Origin of the sequence: Paenibacillus phoenicis (genome assembly GCF_034718895.1) — a bacterium.
GTDB lineage: Bacteria > Bacillota > Bacilli > Paenibacillales > Paenibacillaceae > Fontibacillus > Fontibacillus phoenicis.
Genome location: NZ_JAYERP010000001.1, coordinates 2,444,634 through 2,466,081 on the forward strand (window position 1 = coordinate 2,444,634; position 21,448 = coordinate 2,466,081).

Annotated in this window: 19 protein-coding genes, 1 tRNA gene and 1 pseudogene; 3 read left to right on the forward strand and 18 right to left on the reverse strand. The window is 44.9% G+C overall.

Annotation, left to right across the window (positions count from 1 at the left end):
* Positions 1 to 9: 9 nt before the first annotated feature.
* The 12 genes and pseudogenes from tgt to U9M73_RS11480 form a co-directional block, all read right to left on the reverse strand.
* The gene (tgt, locus tag U9M73_RS11425) at positions 10 to 1,149 is read right to left on the reverse strand and encodes a tRNA guanosine(34) transglycosylase Tgt (RefSeq protein WP_009224418.1); all 1,140 of its coding nucleotides are present in this window, start codon (positions 1,147 to 1,149) and stop codon (positions 10 to 12) included.
* A 36-nt stretch (positions 1,150 to 1,185) separates the two neighbouring features.
* Positions 1,186 to 2,214, reverse strand: coding sequence for a tRNA preQ1(34) S-adenosylmethionine ribosyltransferase-isomerase QueA (queA, locus tag U9M73_RS11430; RefSeq protein WP_036644734.1), 1,029 nt, complete (start codon positions 2,212 to 2,214; stop codon positions 1,186 to 1,188).
* Positions 2,215 to 2,224: 10 nt separating this feature from the next.
* Positions 2,225 to 4,333, reverse strand: a complete 2,109-nt coding sequence (locus U9M73_RS11435) for a SpoIID/LytB domain-containing protein (RefSeq protein ID WP_036644737.1) — start codon at positions 4,331 to 4,333, stop codon at positions 2,225 to 2,227.
* Between the two features lie 47 nt (positions 4,334 to 4,380).
* On the reverse strand, positions 4,381 to 5,385 hold the full coding sequence (gene ruvB / locus U9M73_RS11440; protein WP_036644827.1) for a Holliday junction branch migration DNA helicase RuvB: 1,005 nt from the start codon (positions 5,383 to 5,385) through the stop codon (positions 4,381 to 4,383).
* 32 nt (positions 5,386 to 5,417) lie between these two features.
* Entirely contained in the window at positions 5,418 to 6,038 is a 621-nt protein-coding gene (ruvA, locus tag U9M73_RS11445) for a Holliday junction branch migration protein RuvA (protein WP_009224422.1), read from the reverse strand.
* The gene (ruvC, locus tag U9M73_RS11450) at positions 6,035 to 6,538 is read right to left on the reverse strand and encodes a crossover junction endodeoxyribonuclease RuvC (protein WP_009224423.1); all 504 of its coding nucleotides are present in this window, start codon (positions 6,536 to 6,538) and stop codon (positions 6,035 to 6,037) included. The genes ruvA and ruvC overlap by 4 nt, the downstream gene beginning before the upstream one ends.
* A 264-nt stretch (positions 6,539 to 6,802) precedes the next feature.
* Positions 6,803 to 7,486, reverse strand: coding sequence for a BofC C-terminal domain-containing protein (locus U9M73_RS11455; RefSeq protein ID WP_009224424.1), 684 nt, complete (start codon positions 7,484 to 7,486; stop codon positions 6,803 to 6,805).
* A 136-nt stretch (positions 7,487 to 7,622) separates the two neighbouring features.
* A tRNA-Pro gene (locus U9M73_RS11460) sits at positions 7,623 to 7,696 on the reverse strand.
* Between the two features lie 268 nt (positions 7,697 to 7,964).
* On the reverse strand, positions 7,965 to 8,663 hold the full coding sequence (locus tag U9M73_RS11465; RefSeq protein WP_260070207.1) for a hypothetical protein: 699 nt from the start codon (positions 8,661 to 8,663) through the stop codon (positions 7,965 to 7,967).
* Positions 8,664 to 8,779: 116 nt separating this feature from the next.
* Positions 8,780 to 9,643: a hypothetical protein gene (locus tag U9M73_RS11470; protein WP_323077364.1), complete on the reverse strand. Its 864-nt coding sequence runs from the start codon at positions 9,641 to 9,643 to the stop codon at positions 8,780 to 8,782.
* Positions 9,630 to 9,977 (reverse strand): hypothetical protein, encoded by a 348-nt coding sequence (locus U9M73_RS11475; RefSeq protein ID WP_157273363.1) that lies wholly within the window; start codon positions 9,975 to 9,977, stop codon positions 9,630 to 9,632. Before U9M73_RS11475 ends, U9M73_RS11470 begins: the two co-directional genes overlap by 14 nt.
* Positions 9,978 to 10,470: 493 nt before the next feature.
* Positions 10,471 to 10,714 (reverse strand): annotated as a pseudogene (locus U9M73_RS11480) (ATP-binding cassette domain-containing protein); the annotation flags it as partial.
* A gap of 761 nt (positions 10,715 to 11,475) precedes the next feature.
* On the opposite strand from U9M73_RS11480, the gene U9M73_RS11485 reads away from it, so the two are divergent.
* Positions 11,476 to 12,450, forward strand: coding sequence for a tyrosine-type recombinase/integrase (locus tag U9M73_RS11485; RefSeq protein WP_323077366.1), 975 nt, complete (start codon positions 11,476 to 11,478; stop codon positions 12,448 to 12,450).
* A gap of 2 nt (positions 12,451 to 12,452) precedes the next feature.
* A complete protein-coding gene (locus U9M73_RS11490; RefSeq protein ID WP_323077367.1) occupies positions 12,453 to 13,463 on the forward strand; it encodes a tyrosine-type recombinase/integrase in 1,011 nt (336 codons plus the stop codon).
* A gap of 144 nt (positions 13,464 to 13,607) precedes the next feature.
* On the opposite strand, the gene U9M73_RS11495 is transcribed toward U9M73_RS11490, so the two are convergent.
* From U9M73_RS11495 to U9M73_RS11510, 4 genes are all read right to left on the reverse strand, one after another.
* The gene (locus U9M73_RS11495) at positions 13,608 to 14,444 is read right to left on the reverse strand and encodes a hypothetical protein (protein WP_127575942.1); all 837 of its coding nucleotides are present in this window, start codon (positions 14,442 to 14,444) and stop codon (positions 13,608 to 13,610) included.
* A complete protein-coding gene (locus U9M73_RS11500; protein WP_127575943.1) occupies positions 14,428 to 16,350 on the reverse strand; it encodes a DUF2326 domain-containing protein in 1,923 nt (640 codons plus the stop codon). Before U9M73_RS11500 ends, U9M73_RS11495 begins: the two co-directional genes overlap by 17 nt.
* The gene (locus U9M73_RS11505) at positions 16,314 to 16,727 is read right to left on the reverse strand and encodes a hypothetical protein (protein ID WP_127575944.1); all 414 of its coding nucleotides are present in this window, start codon (positions 16,725 to 16,727) and stop codon (positions 16,314 to 16,316) included. Before U9M73_RS11505 ends, U9M73_RS11500 begins: the two co-directional genes overlap by 37 nt.
* 123 nt (positions 16,728 to 16,850) lie before the next feature.
* Positions 16,851 to 17,585 carry a hypothetical protein gene (locus U9M73_RS11510; RefSeq protein WP_127575945.1) on the reverse strand — a complete coding sequence of 245 codons (735 nt, stop codon included), beginning with the start codon at positions 17,583 to 17,585 and terminating at the stop codon, positions 16,851 to 16,853.
* 331 nt (positions 17,586 to 17,916) lie between these two features.
* On the opposite strand from U9M73_RS11510, the gene U9M73_RS11515 reads away from it, so the two are divergent.
* Positions 17,917 to 18,369 carry a DUF6650 family protein gene (locus U9M73_RS11515; protein ID WP_127575946.1) on the forward strand — a complete coding sequence of 151 codons (453 nt, stop codon included), beginning with the start codon at positions 17,917 to 17,919 and terminating at the stop codon, positions 18,367 to 18,369.
* A gap of 190 nt (positions 18,370 to 18,559) precedes the next feature.
* Here U9M73_RS11515 and U9M73_RS11520 read toward each other — a convergent pair whose 3' ends face one another.
* The gene (locus U9M73_RS11520) at positions 18,560 to 19,579 is read right to left on the reverse strand and encodes a tyrosine-type recombinase/integrase (protein ID WP_323077372.1); all 1,020 of its coding nucleotides are present in this window, start codon (positions 19,577 to 19,579) and stop codon (positions 18,560 to 18,562) included.
* 493 nt (positions 19,580 to 20,072) lie between these two features.
* Complete coding sequence (gene ltrA / locus U9M73_RS11525; RefSeq protein WP_127575949.1) at positions 20,073 to 21,365, reverse strand: group II intron reverse transcriptase/maturase; 1,293 nt, start codon at positions 21,363 to 21,365, stop codon at positions 20,073 to 20,075.
* Positions 21,366 to 21,448 lie beyond the last annotated feature (83 nt).

The window sequence follows — 21,448 nt, forward strand, 5'->3', positions numbered from 1 at the left end:
CGCTTTTTCTTAAAATCCTTTGTCATTGCCAAACAGACCGTACTGCTCAAAAAATTCATCCCGGAAACTCAACAACCGATCTTCCATAATCGCCTGACGAACTTTACCCATCAGATTGATGAGGAAATGCAAATTATGGTATGTAGTTAATCGCAGCCCAAACGTCTCGTCGGCTTTGATCAAGTGGCGGAGATACGCCCTGGAGTAATTTCGGCAGGTATAGCAGTCGCACTCGGGATCCAGCGGTCCGAAATCGTTGGCATACTGAGCGTTGCGTACGACTAAACGGCCTTGGCTGGTCATCGTCGTACCGTTGCGCGCGATCCGAGTCGGCAACACGCAATCGAACATGTCGATGCCGCGAATCGCTCCTTCAATTAAGGCATCCGGAGATCCGACTCCCATCAAATAACGGGGCTTGTCTGCCGGCAGCAGCGGAACGGTATATTCCAGCACCTCGTACATGAGCGGCTTAGGCTCGCCTACACTCAGTCCACCAATAGCATACCCCGGAAAATCTAGGGAAGTCAAATCGCGGGCGCTTTGCTTGCGCAGATCCTCGTACATGCCGCCTTGAACGATGGCAAACAGTCCTTGATCGTGCGGACGGGCATGGCTCTGCAAGCAGCGTTCCGCCCAGCGGGTCGTACGCTCCAGGGAATTTTTCACGTATTCATAATCCGCCGGATACGGTGGGCATTCGTCAAACGCCATCATGATGTCCGAGCCGAGCGCATTTTGGATTTCCATTGCCACTTCCGGAGACAGGAATAGTTTATCGCCGTTCAAGTGGGAGCGGAAATGTACGCCTTCCTCCGTGATTTTGCGCATTTCACTCAGCGAGAACACTTGAAACCCGCCGCTGTCCGTCAAAATCGCGCGGTCCCAATTCATAAATTTGTGCAGTCCGCCGGCCTCACGAATAATTTCATGTCCCGGACGCAGGAAGAGATGGTACGTATTGCTTAAGATGATTCGCGCATCCATCTCCTTCAGCTCTTCCGGACTCATCGTTTTTACTGTTGCCTGCGTACCCACCGGCATAAAGATCGGTGTTTCGAACGAGCCGTGCGGCGTATGCACGCGCCCTAACCGGGCTCCGGACTGCTTGCAGGTTTTGATATGTTCATACGTAATTGCTGCTGCCAATCTGATCAACCATCCTCTACTCAAATAAAAATGCGTTTAGTAAATAAACATGGCGTCACCGAAGCTGAAGAACCGGTACTTCAAGTTGATCGCTTCCTGGTAAGCCTGGAGGATCCGCTCGCGTCCCGCCAGCGCGCTGACCAGCATCACCAGCGTTGATTTCGGGAGATGGAAGTTCGTAAGCAGCGCATCGACCAGTCCAAACTGGTAGCCGGGATAAATAAAGATCCCTGTCCAGCCGCTGCTCTTGACGATGGGGCCGCCCTCACATTGCTTAGCCACCGTCTCCAACGTTCGTGCCGAGGTCGTCCCGACGGCAATGACCCTGCCGCCTCTCGCTTTCGTTTCATTTAAGACGTCAGCTGTTTCCTGCGGCAGCACATAATATTCTTCGTGCATGACGTGATCCTCAACCCGGTCCACCGACATCGGCCGGAACGTGCCCAACCCGACGTGCAGCGTGACGAAAGCGATCGTCACTCCTTTCGCCCGCACTTGCTCCAGCAACTCTTCGGTGAAATGCAAGCCTGCCGTTGGTGCGGCGGCTGAACCCTCATGCTTGGAATACACAGTCTGATAACGTTCGCGGTCATCCAGCTTCTCCTTAATATAAGGAGGCAACGGCATTTGGCCCAAGCGATCTAGGATTTCGTTAAAAATCCCTTCATAAGCGAACCGAAGTACGCGTTCGCCCATATCCCCTTCGGACTCGACGGTGGCTCGCAGCTCGTCCCCAAACACGATCACCGATCCGGTTTTTAATTTCTTACCGGGTTTGACCAAGGCTTCCCAGCGGTCCTCGCCCAAGTTTTTGAGCAACAGCACTTCGGCTTTGGCACCGGTCCCTTCCTTTATCCCAAACAATCGGGCGGGAATGACCCGCGTATCATTCAGCACCAGCGTATCGCCTGGCTGTAAGTAATCCAATATATCGGAAAACTTGTGATGCCGGATTTCCCCGGTCTGTTTATTTAGCGTCAGCAAGCGCGAAGCGGTGCGTTCGGCTAGCGGTGTCTGGGCGATGAGCTCCTCCGGAAGCTCGAAGTCGTATAGATCTACATTCATCGGTATATTCTCATTCCTTAACGATAGACACATTTTGATAGTAGTGTTGCAAGATTTGCCGGTAATCATACCCGGCGTCGGCCAATCCTTTGGCCCCCCATTGGGAAAGTCCCAGACCATGACCGTTTCCGCGTCCCACGAAGACGAATTGGTTCGACGTATCCACCACGCGGGCTGTTCGATCGCCGCTCATCACAACCAGCTTGCCGCTGGCTGTCGTCTTGCCTGATGCCGACTGAATCGTCGTTGCGGACATAGCTGTACCGGTACCAGTCGTTCCTCCTGCACCTTGTACAGTATAACGTCCCGTTTGCACGATATCAAACAAAGTGCTGGGCAAGCCATTCAGAGCAGAGCGATACGTATCCGGATATTTGACGTTCAGCGGCTGTCCATTGGCTTTGACCTGCGTCACGCGTCCGGATGGGCCCCGCTGGCTGACCTCCAGATTCCATATCGAAGATGGGATGTCGGATGTCGTTTTTCCCTTCAGGGACTTCACCAGTTCGTCCGAGGTATAAGGTCCGCGAATCCACGCATAGGAGCTGGATTCAGGCACCTTGACCAACACGATGGCCTGGTCGCCCGGATTCAGCTTCGCCAGGGGATCCACATCCGATTGAATGAGCGGCAGCTTCCGGACCAAGACGTTACTGGTCGTCACCGTCAGCTTCTGCAACCCTGCCGGATTCGTCCCATTGACCACCGTATTATCTTCACGGACGTATCCCGTGATCCCGCTCGACAACAGCACATAATACCACGATTTTAATGAGGCTTGCGCAGATTCGTCCCCGTCGCTGGGAACGCTGGAATAGATCGGATTCACATTCCCCCAAACCTCAACCGAATCCGCCGTCACCCCGCCGCTGTTCGACGCAAAGATGCCTTCTACAATTTGTCCGTTTGACGATACCAGCACTTCTCCTGCCGTAGCATCCACCGCTTGAACGATGCTGGCGACCTCTTTTTCCGTCCCATTGTAGACTTGGCTTAAAGTCGTATCCACCAGGCCGGCTACCTTAAACTTATTGAGCCCTGCATTATACAGCGCATAGCTGCGTGCCGCAACCGCCTGGGCCTTCAACGCCTCCTGCGGCCAAGACGATGGAACTTCACCGGCGACAACAGAATACAGGTATTGCTCTAACGGCAGCTCGTTGACGAGCGCCAGTTGGCCGTTCACTTTACTGATCTCAAAATCTCCGCGGTAGCTGCGCCCCGAACGCTCCACCACCTGGATCGGCGAATTGCCGTTATCCCGAAGCGTCAATTTGGTGCCTTCTCCGCTTAACTCATAATGGTCAACGCCTGCCGGAGCCTCCAAATTTAGCGTCACGTCCCGGTGCAGGAGTAATGCAGGGACATTTTCATTAACTGGCGCTAAGGAAAGATTCGGATGGAGTCCGGCCAGCTCGGCTTGGAGCGCGGACTGCTCGGAGGCACTTAACGCGCCGCCGATCCATACCGCATATTGCCCGGGGCCGGTCATCGCCACTACCGCCTCCGCATGCTGGGCGGACAGCGTTTGGCGAAGATTCTCGGCTTCCGCCTGACTTGCAAACGAACCGGCGGACACGTACAGAGGGCCGCGTGCTTCGGCTTTAGCGCCTTTTAAGGATGCAGACAGCGTTTGGCTGACCCGATCCGCTGCTTTTTGCGCTTCCGCTGCACTGGCGTAAGGGCCTGTATAAACGCGGTAGATTGTGCTTCCCGCTTGATTTACGGCATAAGCCACCGGACGGTCTGACGTGGCTTGCAGCTTCTTGACCGCAGCAGCGACCGTTGCCCAATCCGCAGATTCCAATGCTTTAACCTTATATCCATTGACGCTAAATCTCGTCGTAGCCCCCGCTCCCAGCTGCAGCCAAGTCTCCGGCGCCGAACTGCCCGCCAAGATTACCTCTGCCGCTGCCGCCGTTTTTAAAGTAACAGCTGGAGTTGTCGATTTATAGGTGCTGCCCAAGTCCAGGTACATCGCTACGCGGACGCGAGATGTATCCGAATCGTCAGCCGCTGCCGGCAGCTGAAAAGCCCCAGCTAACAGCAAACCCGCAACAATTCCTTTTCCCCATCGGGCTAACGAAAATGCTCGTCTCGTTCGTGTTGTACGTTTCAAACCTGCTTCTCCCCCTTTATGATGCCTTCGAGCCAAGTTCACAAATGCTAAGGTGTCTCGGGCATCGGCAGACCTAAATGCTGATAGGCTGCCGGCGTGACCACCCGTCCTCGCGGCGTCCTCTGCAGAAATCCGATCTGCAGCAGGTAAGGTTCATACACGTCCTCGATCGTCTGACTCTCTTCACCGATGGTTGCGGCGATGGTATCCAGCCCGACGGGGCCGCCGCGAAAGCTCGTAATCATCGCCCGCAGCATTTTGTGGTCGATCAAATCCAGCCCCATCGGGTCAACCTGCAGCATCTGCAGCGCTTCTTTGGCGATCTCCGTGGTAATCATACCGTCGCCCCGCACCTGCGCATAGTCGCGTACGCGCTTCAGCAAGCGGTTTGCAATCCGCGGCGTCCCCCGCGAACGAAGCGCGATTTCCGTCGCCGCATCCCCAATCATTTCGATGCCAAAAATATCCGCGCCTCGCGACACGATATAGCTAAGTTCGTCGATGTTATAGAACTCGAGGCGGCTGACGACCCCAAAACGGTCTCGTAGCGGCGCCGACAGGAGCCCTGCCCGCGTCGTAGCGCCAACGAGCGTAAAAGGCGGCAAGTCCAGCCGAACCGACCGCGCACTTGGCCCCTTGCCGATCATAATATCCAGCGCAAAATCCTCCATCGCCGGATATAGCACTTCCTCCACCGTCCGATGCAGCCGGTGAATCTCGTCGATAAACAGGACGTCGCCTTCCTGCAGATTGGTCAGCAGCGCAGCCAAATCCCCCGGCCGCTCAATGGCCGGTCCCGAGGTCGTGCGCAAATTCACGCCCAGCTCGTTGGCGATAATGTTAGCCAGCGTCGTCTTGCCGAGTCCTGGCGGTCCATAGAGCAGCACGTGATCCAGCGCTTCTTTGCGCATTTTTGCCGCTTCGATATATATTTTTAAATTTTCCTTGATCTGGTTCTGTCCGATATACTCCGCCAAATAACGCGGCCGCAGGCTTAACTCCACCGCCTGGTCCTCCAGCATTAAATTCGCGGAAATAATCCGGTCCTCCATCATGCGCTACGCTCCCCTTCCTGTCCTCATCCTCAGCCGGCGTACAGCAGCTTGAGCGCCTTCTTCATGACGGAATCTACCGCCTCGTCCGGCCCGACATCGTCCTTCAGGCGATGCCATACCTTGTCCAGCTCTGCTTCGGTATAACCCAGTGCTTTCAGGCCTTCGCGCGCCTCCGGCCATCCCGGATTACCGTCATCCCCCAAGGTCTCGCCAACATCCGCAGGCACCGGATCAAACAACGTACCTCCGACGCCCTCCAGCTTGTCCTTCAGGTCCAAAATCATCCGCTGCGCCGTCTTCTTCCCAATCCCGGGCAGCTTGGTCAAAAAGGAGACATTCTCCTGATGAATCGCCGCCACAACATGGTCCGGGCTCCCGCCGCTCAAGATCCCCAGCGCCACACGCGGGCCGATCCCGGATACCTCAATCAGCTTGCGGAACAGCTTCTGCTCCTCGCGGGTTGGGAATCCAAACAGCAGAATCGCATCTTCACGAACATGGTGATGGGTGTAGATCGTCACCGTTTCCTGTCCTTTGGCTGCAAAAGCGTACGGATTCGGACAAAACACCCGATACCCTACCCCCTGTACATCCAAGACGACGTACTCTGTTTCCAAATGGGCAATCTGGCCCCGCAAAAAATCGATCATGAACGCAATACCTCGTTTATTTTAGAGTTTAAAGTATACGAATGCGCATGGCAGATCGCCACGGATAACGCATCCGCCACGTCGTCGGGCTTCGGAATCGCTTGGAGCTTCAGGAACATGCGCGTCATCTCCTGCACCTGGCGCTTCTCCGCCTTCCCGTAACCTACGATCGCCTGCTTCACCTGCATCGGGGTGTATTCCGCAATCGGAAGCCCCTTCTGTGCCGCAGCGAGCACCAACACGCCCCTCGCTTGACTGACCGACATCGCCGTCGTAACGTTCCGATTAAAAAACAGCTTCTCGAACGCCACCGCATCCGGCTTATATTTGTCAATCAACTGAACCATCGCCTCATAGACATGCATAAGCCGTTCTTCCTCGGGCGTATGGGCCTCGGTTTGGATGCAGCCGTACTGCACCGGCGTGACCCTATTGCCTTGTTTATCGATAAATCCGAACCCGACAATCGCAATGCCAGGGTCAATTCCAAGTATCCGCAAGGCTCATCTCCCCCTATCGTTGCTATAACTCCCCCTTGATCCTCGGATGGAGCCCTGTCCTACATAAAGCGAACATATGTATTCACTTTATTATAGCAAAAGATCGGTCAAGATTGAGGAAAAACTTATTTGCAGGTGAAAAAAGTGTAATTAACGCTGGCAAAATAAAAAGAGGGACGTCCCTCCGTTATCTACGATAACTTCATGAGACACCCTCTTCTGGTTGTTCTATTATTCATTCAGCGAAAATAAGCGAGCAGCGTTTTAAGGCTGTTCCTCCTGCTGCATGACTCTCTCCGACGGTTCAATCGCGAAATCGCTGAAGGTGGACAGTACACTATTGTATTCCTCAACATCCTGAATACGAATCCCTTGCCGCAACTGCTGGATTACTTCTGCCGGCAAAGCGCTCTCCATCATTTCCACGTCGATCTGAAAAAAAGTACGAACTGCCTTTTCCTTCTTCGGCGGACCGTCAAATAACGTTAAGTTGCCATCCTTGTCCAAGCCGATGTATCCTTGCGTTTTGCAGTCTTCGGAAAGACCATCGATTTTCTCTTCGATCCAAACGTCGCCCCCTGCGCCAAGTCTGCCTTTCCATGTAGGGTGATCCTTCATCAACTCAGCGATTTCATTGGGGGTCATAATGCCGAGAACACTGCTTTCTTCACCACAGGTGTATATTTTCGTCAGATGGACGATTCTCGATTTCCCCTCTTCCAGATCCGATAACCATTCGTTATCGGCATCCGGAGCAGCTTCTTGCCACATTCCCAGGGTTTCGATCGCCATCGGTTCACGAGCCATCAACTTCTCCATTTGATCGGATAATCGAAGCCCCATCCAGGCCATAACCGCAATCAGTGCCAAGGCGCTGGCGGTCCATATGGCGCGTCTCCATCTTCTCCATCGTTTTTTCAGATGTTTTTTGATTTGGAAGATATTCACGGTTATCCCCTTCTATCGGACTTTTGTCTCTATTTTGACCGATAGTGGGAGCCTTTATTCAATTCTCGAAAACGGCGGCATCCCATTCTTAAACATTAAAAAAGCAGCCATCCGTTAAGATGACTGCTTCCATGGATCGGGACGACACGATTCGAACATGCGACCCCCTGGTCCCAAACCAGGTGCTCTACCAAGCTGAGCTACGTCCCGTAATCAAGTGTTTTACCGATTCTAAAAAATCGGGCCACTCTTTCTATTATATCGACTTCGACATAGAAGTCAAGCATTAATATTCGATTTTATTCGTTATTATCTATTCCCCTGAAGGTACAAATGATATCAGCTTTGCAGCATTTGAGTATGGTGATATTATCGTGACTCATGATGGCAACGTTCTTTGGAATAAACTGGATTACTCTTTAACCAGCGCCGCATTCAGACGTACCGTCACTTCTTGCGAGTCGATACCTTATAAGCGTTATTCAGGTGCTATATAATAAAGACCATCATCACCCAATTGTAATAAGTAGTCGGTATCAGCTGCTGTAATCAAAACTTCATTCCCATTGTCCCTTATTTCTTTATAATAGATGTGTCCATCGTGATAATATAATACTTCACTTGCTTCATCATATTGAAAATTGTCAGTCAACCTTTCTTTATTAATCAAAGAACTCCAGTCTAGGGTTTGTCCATCCTCGATCTCAATCTTAAATATGTGGATACCTGTTATATTCGTTATTTTATAATCAGTGGCATAAACATAATAAAGGTGTTCGTCCCGCCTTTTTATATCTTCAATCCGCATACTCCCTCGACTGTCGATGATCTCGACCAGATCGTTATAGACCACAATGTGAAAACTCTCCCTACCACTGGAGCCGTAAAACTCCGGATTTTCAATGTACTGAATTACTTTTAAGGAATCAGCTTCAAAAAATGAAAAGAAATTTGATATTTCTTCTATCTCTTTAATAGAAAACTGTGGATTTTCCCTTAATCTATCGGCTAGTGTGTTCATGATCTTTGTTTTCTCTGAATCCTCTACTTCTCCTCTATCCCACCTGTTGAATAATGCTTGAAGATCTTCTTGTCCTCGCTTTGGATCAGAGTTGATATAATAAAGTACGCCTATTAAAATCAGACAACTTACAATAGCAATTAAAATTTTTTTCATTTATTATAAAAAATCCTCTCGCATGTATTTTTTGTAAACAAAACGCTGCTACCGATATCCTAATTAGATATCGGTAGAGCGTCACTGGGAAACTTATAATTATTCTTTATTCATATTCAATCATACCAGCTACTCCACCAGCCTTCAAAGACTTTCAGGAATAAATAGTTTCCGCCACCTATTGTCGGTAATAAAGAATAGTCAATTACATGTGGAGTATACGTATACAATACCCATGCTGGAAAAGTGTCCACCTGTATTTTCCCAGCATAAGTCACACCACCAGATGTTTTTGATACACCGCCATTAACAGTCAAAAACACATCTAGCTTGGAATCATGCAGCCACTTATCATACATCCACGCACTGGCAAGTTCGACCTGCTTATCAAAACCGGTGTACGTGGTAATATCCCCACTATCCGTCGCTCCATAGCCCATAGCGTAATGAAATGCTCTTCTGTTAACGTTAGTATCTGTACTGGTAACTAGACTGCTTTCTTTCTGTAGGGTAACCAGTATCACTCGAGGATTAATACCCGCATTCTTTGCTGCATCACTAATAACCTTTGAAGGTTTTACTGTTCTACCAGTATCATAAGCATTACCACTAGAATTGATAACGTAAATCTTAATGTTATTCCTTAAAACAGAATTTTTACTTGTAAGGAAACTCTGAATTTCACTTTCAGTCATTGCGTCGTCATTGTTGTAAAGAAAATCACTTGAGGATAATAGTGAATTCATCCTTTTGCCGGCAACATAATAATCAACAACTGCAAAAGGAGTAACAGAACTATTCTCGAGACTATTAACAGTGGAACTGTCAACTAGCCCTTGGGAATATTGTTTAGCTATTTCATCTTTCAAAGTTGTTTCTGCATTGCTGAATTTTCCAAGATTTATTTGATACAGCTCTTTCTCCCGAAAGTAAGATGTCTGCAGTTGATTGTTATAAAAAATATTCTCAACAACGTCCATTCTTAGAATAGTCGTATACTGTTTTATACCCTGCTGTGTCAGTAACTTGAATAATTCTATCATTGTCCCATTGAATATCGTAAATTCGTCCGTCAGAATGGATTTCATTTTTAATTCGGCCGCTTTCATCATAAATCATAATGTTCTCATTAATAAGATTGGCCTTATTTTGTTTCAAATTCTTTGGTAGGGAGTCATAAACAGCAGAAATTTCATCTAATGTACTTTTTGAAAGATTCGTTTCCGATGCATAAACACCTGAATTAAGACTAAGAAATAATAAAGATGCCAAAAGACTAAATACAGTTAATGCTTTCATCTTTTTTGAGATCACTGTTTTTCACCTCTTTAAAAGTTTTCATTCCAACTAAAAAACAACACATCTAACCCTACAAGAAAATCTAAATCTATCTTTTTAGACTAAGTCCCTCTTCTCTAAAAGCCTACTCTATCAACTATGTACAAAACATTTTTTTATCTTATAATAGTAACTAGGCTGTTTGCTTTGAACATAGCAAAGAGCGTGCAGAGTTGATTTCCATCGCGCCTCCAAAAGCAATATGGAAATCGACTCTTATTTATTGCAGCAAGATACCAGATATCAGATACCCTTCTGATATTCTTGATACAATCAGTCATTATTGAACATCAATAGCTGCTTCATTTAATCAAACCATTCAATATATAAACACTTCGACTTATACCTTTCTTACGCTCCTTCTAAACATTGCTTGTTTGAAGCGGAAACTCTGCGTTGTCCGCCTGTAAATGCGTACACCTGTATGACGTTGCTTACGGGGAGCAAGCGATCCTCCTCATAGTTAATTAAAAACGTTATTTATCTGCCTTATTGTAAGGTGAGCTGGCAGATTCATTGGATCAAAAACGACTCCAATCCTTTCCTTGACTTTGACGTGCTTTTCTAAATTATCTTCACCGAATATTTTTACTATACCGCTATCTTTTGGATACTACTCCCAGGATTACTTTGAATGTCGTTGATTTGCCTGCCCCGTTATCACCAATAAACAACCCGATTATTGATCCGGCCGGCACATTAAAGCTAACATCTTACAACATCGACGCAAGACAGAAACTGCAAATTAAGATTTGATTTCAATATTTTTTGTCAAACATTATTACATCAATAGAAAATATATCCATTTAAATCAAATAAATCGCAATAATAATTGCTTATGAAATTCATACTACCCATTTATAATTTCTGCTACAATTTCTGGTTCCTGGCTATCTCCGCCAATTACTGAAGAAACCAAATTTCTTTTCATTTGTATATTCAAAAGTAGACGGCTTAACCAAGTAACCGTCAATGCACAATTTCTCGTACGCTTCAGCGCTACTGCCGAACATTAACTCAAGTAAGTTATTGTGCCAGCTATATCAATTTTCACTGGGTGACTTTTGTATCGTTTCCTCCTGAGCTCTTCGATGCCATTTGGTATTGTAATTATTAAACTTAAGATCATCTCACGTTGTAACAAAAAAAGCAGATTTATTAAATCACGATTCGTGATTTAATAAATCTGCTTGTTTGATGCCGGTGAAGGGACTCGAACCCCCACGGTTTCCCTCACGATTTTGAGATTGGCGCTATGGAAGGAGGGAAACACTCGTTCGCCAATCATCGAGATTCCTTATGGGACAAGGGAAGTCGGACATGGATTATTTTCCCACTAACCCAATACGTCGCTTGTTTTCCGACAGGGTTTTGTGCGCTCGCTAAACCCACAGATTGACGCGGTTACAGGCCATCAGGCGCGCCAATCTTTTTACCGCACCAAACTCCCGATCCAAATTTCGGGAGGTTTCACATGCAAATTAACTCTGAATCCACTGTAGCATACGATGCTGTTTCGGCAAAAAAACAATACGCCGAAGCCGTCCGGCTGTTCTTGATGGACTGCCAGTTTCGCAATCTCTCCAAGTTTACCATAGACGGTTACCACGTCTATCTCAAATCGTTGCAACGCGATCTTGAAGATTGGTGCCTTTCCCTGGATAATCTGACCCCTAAAGACCTCTCCGTCCGCATGATTAACAAAATGCTCGAACAGCAATTTAAGCCCAATACGATCAACGGAAAGATTCGCACGCTTCAGCAGTTTTTCAAATTTTTATTCGAGGATGGATTACTGACGACTAACATTGCCGAAGGGTTAAAGCCCCTCAAGAACAAACGGCAAGTCGTTCATACTTTTTCCGAAGAGCAAGTCAAACGAATCCTAGCCTCCCCCGATCAAACTACATTTACCGGATTACGGGACTATGCCATTATGCTTCTTTTCCTTGAAACCGGCATACGCGTCATCGAAATGAGCCGTTTGAAAATCTCAGATGTGAATTTTGAGGAAAATACGGTGCACATTCAAATGGGGAAAGTCCGTAAATTCCGATTGGTACCATTTCAGGCCACATGTGCGGAGATCCTCAAACGATATATCGCAGAACGGGGAGATCAGCCCTTCAACGACCTTTGGGTCACGGTTTTCAATACACCCATGGCGAGAAATTCCTTCATTAAAATGGTGAAGGAGTATTTTCATCGAGCAGGCATTACTGGCGTGGAAGGAGCCTGCCATGTGTTTAGACACACGATGGCAAAATTGTTTTTGATGAATTGCGGCGACATCTTTACTTTGCAATACCTCCTCGGCCACGCCAACCTCGAAATGACTCGCTACTACGTCGAGTTGTTCAGCACCGATATTCATAAACAGCACGAAAAGTACAGCCCGATTGAGAACCTCGCGGACGAAGGCAACTTCAATGAAAGCGAGGTGCAGTAAACATGGAGATGCCGGTAAAACGTCGTAAAAATACACTTACCTCCGCTGCTACGCAGGTAGTTGCCCCAACATCGGCAGCTACACCGAGCAAGCCGCAAATCGGTTTTCCCAAACTGCTGCAATCATTTGTGTTTGAATGCCGGGCCAAAAATTTATCCGATCGAACTATCGAGTTTTATGAAGAAAATATGATCATGATGCAGAAGACTTTCGAAGAACAAAACCAGGACTTTGACGTCCTCGCCATGACCAACCGGGACATCAAGCATCATTATATCGGATATATGCTAGGCAAAGGACTGGCCAGCAATACGGTAAACGGGCGCATCAAAACCTGCAAAGCGTTTTTCAAGTTTTTATATGAGGAAGGCTATATCAAGCACAAACTGGCTGATGAACTACGGCTAATCAAAGCGGAAAAGAAAATGATCCAAACCTTTACCAAAGAGCAATTGCTTGCCTTGCTCAACCAACCCAATCGCCAAACCTTTACGGGATTTCGGGATTATACGATCATGATGGTTATGCTGGAAACGGGGATGCGGATCGGAGAATTGCTGAACTTGAAGGTCGGCGATCTTTTCTTAAAAGAAATGGAGATCCGGATTGTTCGGGGCAAAGGCGGAAAAGCGCGGCGCGTCCCCATTCAAAAAACGTGCATTAAAGTGTTGAAACAATACTTAGCCGAACGCGGTAATGTAGAGACGGACTGGCTCTTCGTGAATGTAGAGGGCACAGCCCTTCGTACACGAACCATACAGGAAAACATTCAGGAGTATGGGAAGTTAGCCGGCATATCGGGCGTTCGGGTATCGCCTCATACATTCAGACATACAATGGCGAAGTTTTACATCCTGAACGGCGGCGACGTTTTTACCCTACAACAGATTCTCGGCCACAGCACACTGGACATGGTCCGCTATTATGTAGAGCTTTTTAGCAAGGATATTCGGGAACAGCATCAGAAATATAGTCCGGTGGAGAATATGAGTCGACTCCGGATCGGTGGATAATATACAATAAGAAAATAAACAAAGGGCTGCATTAGGCGGCCCTTTGCTACTTTTCAAGACAATTTTGAGGAATACCCAAACTGTTCTTTTGAAAATACTGTAACTACTTATTATTTCATCTCAATGTAAACCAGAGTCGAAGTCCTACCTTCTAAAAGGATACAACCCATTTAATTGTTTTTCTTTCTCTTCTAAGTATTGTTCTGCCCAATCAACACCATCGCTGATTGCCTTTTTTATATTTCCTGTAGCATATGTAAAACTCTTGATATTAAGGAAGCTTACCTCGTAATCGCCTTGCATCCAGGTGTCTCCCTTTCCCTCTTCTCTAATCCAAATCCCAACAAAGCGATTTATAGCACAAATATGGGCTTCATCAATATGTCCAGATGGCTCTGATTTTTCAATAACAATAAATCTTGATGCGGCAGCATACGCTAACATTTTTTCCTCATTTGTAAGATGACCGATGTCGGGCTGATCTTTAATTAAATAAGGTGAATATCCTAGTTGTTTTAGTTCATTACAAATTGCGACCAATTTTGCCCATGCTTCTGGTGTATTGTCTTTCCCCAAAACTAGGACCATTGATTTCTTCCAATTATCAAGCCAATCCGAAAAAGATTTATTTTGTTTGGCTTCTTCAACTTTTCCATAAAATTCCTGTAATGCCTGCTCTAAACCATGATCAGACAAAGGTTCTTTTATTCCTAAGTCACCAAATTCTTGATACATCCTTGGGCGAATATATGAAGGTGACTCAAGATATACAAATAATCTATTGAATAACGATCGTTGAGTGAGCATTTCAACAAAAGCACTACATAACTGTTGCTTGGTCATCCCCCTACCAACATAATCTTCTTTTTCTAAATTTAACAAGCGCCCCAATGCATAAATTTCTTCTTCAGAGAATGATCGTTTCAAGAAATCTATTAAGCGTTGTTGATTCACCAGATTGTTTTCAAAATGTGAATTCAAAGAGTTTTCCCTCGTCTCCATTATTATTGAGCTCCAATCTAATGTAAGGATCAGTTGCTAGTTCTTCTGGCATCAAGATAGTTGTAATGATATATTGGAATTCAGGTTCCAAACCTTCATCAGTGAATGATTTTTCTAAGGTATCTTTCACATAAGTAAAAATCCTGTTATAAACAGCTGGATCAATGTCATTTATGTTAGGAGAGTCATGAACAAGTAATCTGGGATGGGGTGTATCAACCTTTAGTGCCAATTTTAATAATGCCAGGTCATAAGCAATCACTGCCAAAGTAATTGCTGCCGCGCCTGTATCTTTGCCCTCACCCAAATTAAGATATCTAATTTCAACTTCGAAATTTTTCGCCCTCTCACTTAGTTGAAATGAACCAATTCGGTTCTCAAAATATAAATAGGAAACAACTTCATGAAAGTACTTCTTCAAATTATCAATATTATCTTCCATTTGTTGTTGAACTCGGTTTCTGTTTGATTTTGCAATCGCAAGTTGATCCTTTGCTAAACCATGTTTCCTTTTGTATTCTTCATGATCTCGAAAATACTCTAAGTCTTGTCTTAATCCAGTTAGTTTCTCATTAAGTTCTTTTTGTTCCTTTTCAATTAGGTCGATTTTCGAAAGTATTTCACTTGCATCTTCTGAAATTTCCAAATTCAATTCATCTATTTTGCTGTCAATTTCAGACATCCTAAGTTGAAGCTCTTCTAATATATGATTTAACTCATTAATAGATTGAACCAAATCTTGTCTTTCGTTGGACAAAATAATTTGCATAGTCTCCAAAGCCTTATTAGAATCCTCTTGATCCTCTGCGCTTCGGGGACATTTAAAGGACGAGTCATTTGTAATAGTTACCAAACAAACAGGGCATTTCTCATACTCATAAGGATCTAATAGTTGGTGTGCATGATGAGCCGTTTCTAAATTTTCTTTTTCCGTTTGAACTTCATTAAGCGTGGCCTGAAAACTGTTAATTCTCATTTTTATTATGTTTTCTTCTTTAGAAAGATTTAATTTCTGCTGAAGAAACTCTTGCTTTTGCGTGATTCGTTCATCATCTCTTTGTTGAAGTAGGACTAATTGTTGTTTGAGGCCAGCTATTTCATCATTTTTTTCTTTGATCTGCTCTAATATTGTTGCTGCTTCCGATCTAATCAATTCTTCAGCTTGATTAACCTTATGATGTACATACTTTTTTATGATATCAAAAGCCTTCTTAGCTTCTTTTTCTGCTGCCTCAGCATCACTTACTTGTTTGTTTGCATCTAAGGTTTCAGAGGTAGTTAATCCAGAAAGAAATTGTTGCAGTTTACGTTTTTCATCAGCTTTAGTATAATAATTCCCCGCTTTATCTATAGTTTCAAAACCACCAACTTGATCCCTGAATAAAATCTGCATAATGTCACGAAACGTTATAAATCTTTCCCCTTCAAAAATGTTTGCTTTAGAAAAAATTGTTTCCTCCAAAAAATTTCTATAATTTTCAATTGGATATCTTTCGCCTGTGAGCTGTATTCCATTTAGTAAATCACTTATGCGCCAATCTTTATACAAAATACAAATATCACCTTTAACAAGATTTCGTTGAACGGTATATTTTTCATCTTTAATTCTAAATTCCATCAATAAATCATGTGATTCGAGTGTTTTTTTTCCAAACGCTTTATCTCGATTTAAAAAGCTGCTTTTCCCCAATCCATAATTTAGCAAATGACAAAAAGTTGTTTTTCCAACACTATTTCGTATTCCCGGTTGGCTATCTTGTCCTTCTCTAGAGGTTTCTTCCATTAAAGTTGCACGAATCACATTTAATCCCGCCCTGAATGTGACATCTGTTTTTCCTCTGGGCGGATTTATTGCGACACGGTTGATGAAGAGAAAGTTCCCCATTGTTCTTCTCCTACTATTCGTGATATTTGCTTATTAAGTAATTCAATGTTCATTCCCATCACCAAGCGACTCGCATAATCAGCTTTGTGTTGAATCCGCATAATGGTTTCGCTGCCTGATGAGATTTCTTTCTTGGAAATTAGTTGAACAAATTCATTTTCAATTTGAATAAGACCTTTTGCAAACAATTCTTTTATACCCCTAATAAAACGTATATCGTATTTTTGGTTAATATACGGTACCAGCATAGCATCTAAATTTCCAAGCTCCCATTCGGGGACTTTATTTAGAAAATCAACTTCTTCTTCCTTGCTTAAAAACTTGGAGAGTACCTTAGAGAAGCGTACAAGGTATAGTGCGCAAGCCAATTGGTTCATGGAGCATTTCGGCATGTAATTTAGTATTATAATTAATATCAATCCATTGACTGAACTACTCTCTTCAATATCATATGTAGCCAACTCTTGCTCAATATTTCGCTTAAAAATAATCTTTCACCTTCATTCATTAAAAATGTAACAATCGTATGTTGTGTCGAAAATAACTCCCGTTATCTGCTCAAGGCATTCATCGTAGTATTCCCGAATTTGAGGCGGCAGTTGCGCATATAAATGTTCAAGTAAACGCTCAAATCTAAAATCTGCTGTATACTGACTCACTGGGTAATTATCGCAAATGCGAAAATATAAAAACATGACCTTTTTTTTAAGATTATTATATTTGCGATATCCTAATTTTTTTGCCAAGCGTTGAAGCACTGAAATCTCTGTTCGACTTCTCATCGCATGTTCTTGCCTATCCTTAGAAAACTTTGCTTTGTTTTCAAGCTTGTCTTTGAACTCAGTCATATCTGCACTGTCAATATCCGCAGTATATTGTTCCAATTCAGCATCATCCATCTGCTCAAGCGCTTGCAGTAACGAAGTAAACACCTTACCGAATTGATTGGCTAGATCTGTATCGATTGGTCGGATCCCTGAGCTTTTATTTCCATTTTGGTGGATCGATACCTCGAACTCCTCAATTAACTTTGAAGTAACCCCTTTTTGTACGGATCGATCTACTATTGCACTTAGAGCTTGAAACGTAGTTGATCGCTGCGGATAAACATCATTGGGATGCTCTTCAAGTACGACACGACAAACTCTCTCAATCTGTTCAGGTGTAGGATTCATTTTATGAATTTTATCAATAATCAATTGTTTTTCCGGCTCGCTTGGACTAAGCATTGCCACAGCTATCACCTACCTATTCTATAAAAATGAGCCGATTGATTTACTTTCTAAGTACTTTGATGTACATTCGACATCTTTTCATATTTTCCCTCTTCAAATCAAATACTTGCCTTATGATATATTTCTACATTTTTTCCATTTCCCCTGCCTAACTCGACAACATAAATAGTACTCGGGGCCTATTTATTGGATTAAACCGAGTCGTGTCCAAAACGTAATAAAACTTGCGGTCTACGTATTACTGCTACTATTCAACCTGTTATTGAATTGTTAGGGTGTTCGATGATACCATAATGGTAAATATTGGTTTGCTTATTGGAGGGATGCAATTTTGGGTATCAAAATTACAGGAATCAGTGCCCCATTTGGAGGTTTATCGTGGGAAATCACTGAAAGTGAACGACAGGGAATTGAAAAGTTATTTTATTTTCTGGAGGCAAAGAGACTTCTTACAAATCCTATTGAAATGGAAATGCCGGAACATTGCGCTACCTCAACGATAGAAATTAAAAATTTTATCGTTGTTTTACTCGGTGACCGTGCATTCTCAGACGCAACTAAGACTATTTTGAGAAGTATGACCGATGCTTGCAACACATTTTCAGATGAACTTAACGCAAAAAAACGGCCTCACATTATCTATAAAAATGATCAAGGAGATTGGGTGGACAGCAACTACTCACAAATTTACAAAAACTTTAGAAGTACTATACGCTTAGGTATCCAAGAATTAGAAATACGCTTTAGACTTAAATTTGAAAAAGCAATTCCCGAGGAGTATTGAAATTTAGTATGAAGGAGAGTTCAACTCCTTCTCCTTCATACTTTAACATTTTAGATTTTCGTTGTCTTTCAGACTTCGTCCACCGGCAGCTCCAGCACATCCACCTTGCCATCCGCCAATCCAAGTTGTGAATGAAAAATATAGACCCGAAAAACGATACCTCAAGTCCCTTTACCCCCATACGCGTATTTTATTTCCTCCGTCCCAAATTCCGCATCGGAGATGCTTTCATATGCTGCAGCTTCTTTTCCGGCTTCCACAGGTTCACATATACTTTGACCATGTCCTGTGTGGTGTGGCCGAGGATTTCTTGCAAGCTGTAAGGATCGCCGCCATTGAGGATATACATTTTGGCAAAGGAATGACGCAATGTATGAGGACTGACTCTGACCCCTTGGATTTTTGCCTGCTCCCCATATTTTTTCAGCGTTTCCTGGAAAGTTCTCCCGCTTAAGCGAGTGCCGTCTACCGTAACAAATAAAGCAGGCTCCGGCAGTTCCCCGCGTATTTTCAAATATTTCAGCAATACTTTGCGCACTTCATCGCAAAACGGGACGTCACGCGGCCGTTTGCTTTTGCCCAATACACCGATCAAATAGCTTTGTTTGAGATCGATTTGAATGAGATCTAATCTAACCACTTCGCCTAAGCGGAGGCCCGTGTCCAACATCAGATAGAGCATGCAATAATCCCGGTATCCGGTAAACATCGTCAGATCCGGTTGTGCCAGTAAAGTAACGACTTGTTCTTCCGTAAATGAATAGATGATCGGCTTTTGTCCGCTTCGGACTTTTAACAAGTCGGCCGGGTTTTGCTGAATCCACCCTTCCTGGTGTAAATAAGCAAAAAATCGCTTGATCGTCTTGATTCGATTGTTAATCGTATTCAACGCATAATTTTTCACATCCACCATATACGCCACGAAATGGTTTCGAAGGAAATCAACCGTCAATCCCTCCACCTGTGGTTCGATTCCTTGCTCTACCATGATTTTGCGATAGCTGTCCAAGTTTTCCTGTTCAAATTCCACTGTCCGCTCCGCTTCCGTTTCCGTACGCTTAGCCGCGATGAAAAGTTCAACCGCCTCATCCCACGACAATGTGGTTTCTGTCCCTTTTTCGAATTTCATCTCCGTTATCGCATTTCGGCGTCGTTTCGGCTTGGCAAACGGACTTTTACTTTGCAACATGGGAACGACGTTACTGCTCATCCGGCTCACCCCACTATTTCTTTTAAATTGGAGAACTCTTTTTTTGTACATCCACGACCTTAAAAGCCTCTTCGTTTCTACATATCCCGTAATTCTCTTTGAGAAGCCGCACCGCCCGTTGCCGCGCCATCTGTTCTGCCGAGAATACACCATCCGAATAGATTGAAATTTTAAGACGATATCCTTTGGTTTCCAATAAACATTCATATTGTTGATTCATTCTGCACCTCACCCCAACGTTTACTTCCCGTTCTTAATTTATTTGTACGGCAAGACAAACAATGATCGTGACCTTGGTATATGCGAACAAAAATCTCAGGGTCAATTTGGATCGTTTTTCCGCATTTCGAACAAGTAAACTTAATTCTATCCACACCTGCCACCTCGATTTTGCTAGAGTAAAGGGCTGGCTCGCCAGCCCCTCCTCATCAAACCGTACGTGAGGTTTTCCCTCATACGGCTTTCCGATGTTCGTCATTCATGGGCATGCAGATTACAATAGCGTTTGTAGTCCATGTATTTGGGCAATATACTTCACCTCAGATATTGAACTCTTCCAATTCCTGCGTTGTCTCTTCTTCGCGTACCACCGGGTGAATCGCTGCAGAATATACCAATCCAGTTTCGCTAATCTCTTTTGGCTGTAGTTCGTGTAGTAATAATTTCTCCATCCCTGAATCCTTGGATTAAGCCATTCCACCTGTTCCGCGAACGATTTCGAACGCATGCCGGGCGGGGCTAATCTGTCTTTGACCACGCTTCGTATACGTTCCTCTGCCTTCTTCGTTAGCCACTGTTGTGTGGTATAGTACACCTTCCCTTGAGAGGTTTCTGCTTTTGTTTTTCGGTGATGCATCCCTAAGAAGTCGAATCCTTCTTCTCCTGTCCATAAACCTACAATGCGGGTTTTCGTAGGGTGTAGGGTTAGCTCCAGACGTTCCATTATTCTGCCTATGAGTTCATAGGCATGCTCGGCGTCCTTTCTGGTTTTGCAGACCACTACAAAATCGTCTGCATACCTTGTCAGTTCTCCCAACCCGCTTCCGTGTTTCTCCCACAGCCGGTCAAAGTAGTTCAGGTAGATATTCGCCAGAAGCGGTGAAATGACGCCACCTTGCGGTGTCCCTAAATCAGAGCGTCTTACGTTTCCTTCCTCCATGACTCCCGCTTGTAGCCACTTCCGGATTAACTTCAGGATCCTCCTGTCGTTGATACGCATCTGTACCAACTTCATGAGTTTCTCTTGATTCATGTTGTCGAAGTAGCCTTGGATATCGACGTCGACTACCCAATTTCCTTTACGGTTGCAGGCTTTCCGGATTCGCTCCAACGCTCCCTTTGCACTTCGTTTCGGACGAAATCCGAAGGAGACTTCTTTAAAATCCGCTTCGAAGATGGGTTCAATGACTAGTTTGGTTGCCATCTGTAGGACTCGGTCGCGCACGGTAGGGATGCCTAGTGGTCTTGGCTTCCCATCTTTCTTCGGGATGTAGTGCCGCCGCACGGGCTGCGGATGGTAATGGCCTTCCTTTAGTTCTCGCTCGCATTCCTTGAGGAAACTTGTTTCTCCTTGTTCTTCAATATCTGCAAGCGTCACGGCATCCACTCCCGCAGCTCCCTTATTTGCTCTCACCCGTTTCCAGGCTTCGCATAGCACATCCCACCGGTAGACTTTGTCGTACAAGGCATGGAATTTACGCTTATGGTTCTCCTTGGCCGCATGACCTAGCTTTTCTTGGAGTTCTTGAACTTTTTCCTTGGGTGTCGTTAGCCGCTTGGCATTCACTCACTCGTACCTCCTCCAAAAGCATAAACAAAGTAGGACCCCTTCCCTCCCTAAGGTTATGTTGTCCTTAGGTTCTTCGGTAC

What these genes read in the sequence shown, in the direction of transcription:
- queA (WP_036644734.1), bottom strand. Translation starts at nt 2,214, where the DNA reads ATGAATGTAGATCTATACGACTTCGAGCTTCCGGAGGAGCTCATCGCC.
- ruvB (WP_036644827.1), bottom strand. Translation starts at nt 5,385, where the DNA reads ATGGAGGACCGGATTATTTCCGCGAATTTAATGCTGGAGGACCAGGCG.
- ruvA (WP_009224422.1), bottom strand. Translation starts at nt 6,038, where the DNA reads ATGATCGATTTTTTGCGGGGCCAGATTGCCCATTTGGAAACAGAGTAC.
- U9M73_RS11465 (WP_260070207.1), bottom strand. Translation starts at nt 8,663, where the DNA reads ATGAAAAAAATTTTAATTGCTATTGTAAGTTGTCTGATTTTAATAGGC.
- U9M73_RS11470 (WP_323077364.1), bottom strand. Translation starts at nt 9,643, where the DNA reads ATGGACGTTGTTGAGAATATTTTTTATAACAATCAACTGCAGACATCT.
- U9M73_RS11485 (WP_323077366.1), top strand. Translation starts at nt 11,476, where the DNA reads ATGCAAATTAACTCTGAATCCACTGTAGCATACGATGCTGTTTCGGCA.
- U9M73_RS11490 (WP_323077367.1), top strand. Translation starts at nt 12,453, where the DNA reads ATGGAGATGCCGGTAAAACGTCGTAAAAATACACTTACCTCCGCTGCT.
- U9M73_RS11500 (WP_127575943.1), bottom strand. Translation starts at nt 16,350, where the DNA reads ATGGGGAACTTTCTCTTCATCAACCGTGTCGCAATAAATCCGCCCAGA.
- U9M73_RS11505 (WP_127575944.1), bottom strand. Translation starts at nt 16,727, where the DNA reads ATGAACCAATTGGCTTGCGCACTATACCTTGTACGCTTCTCTAAGGTA.
- U9M73_RS11520 (WP_323077372.1), bottom strand. Translation starts at nt 19,579, where the DNA reads ATGAGCAGTAACGTCGTTCCCATGTTGCAAAGTAAAAGTCCGTTTGCC.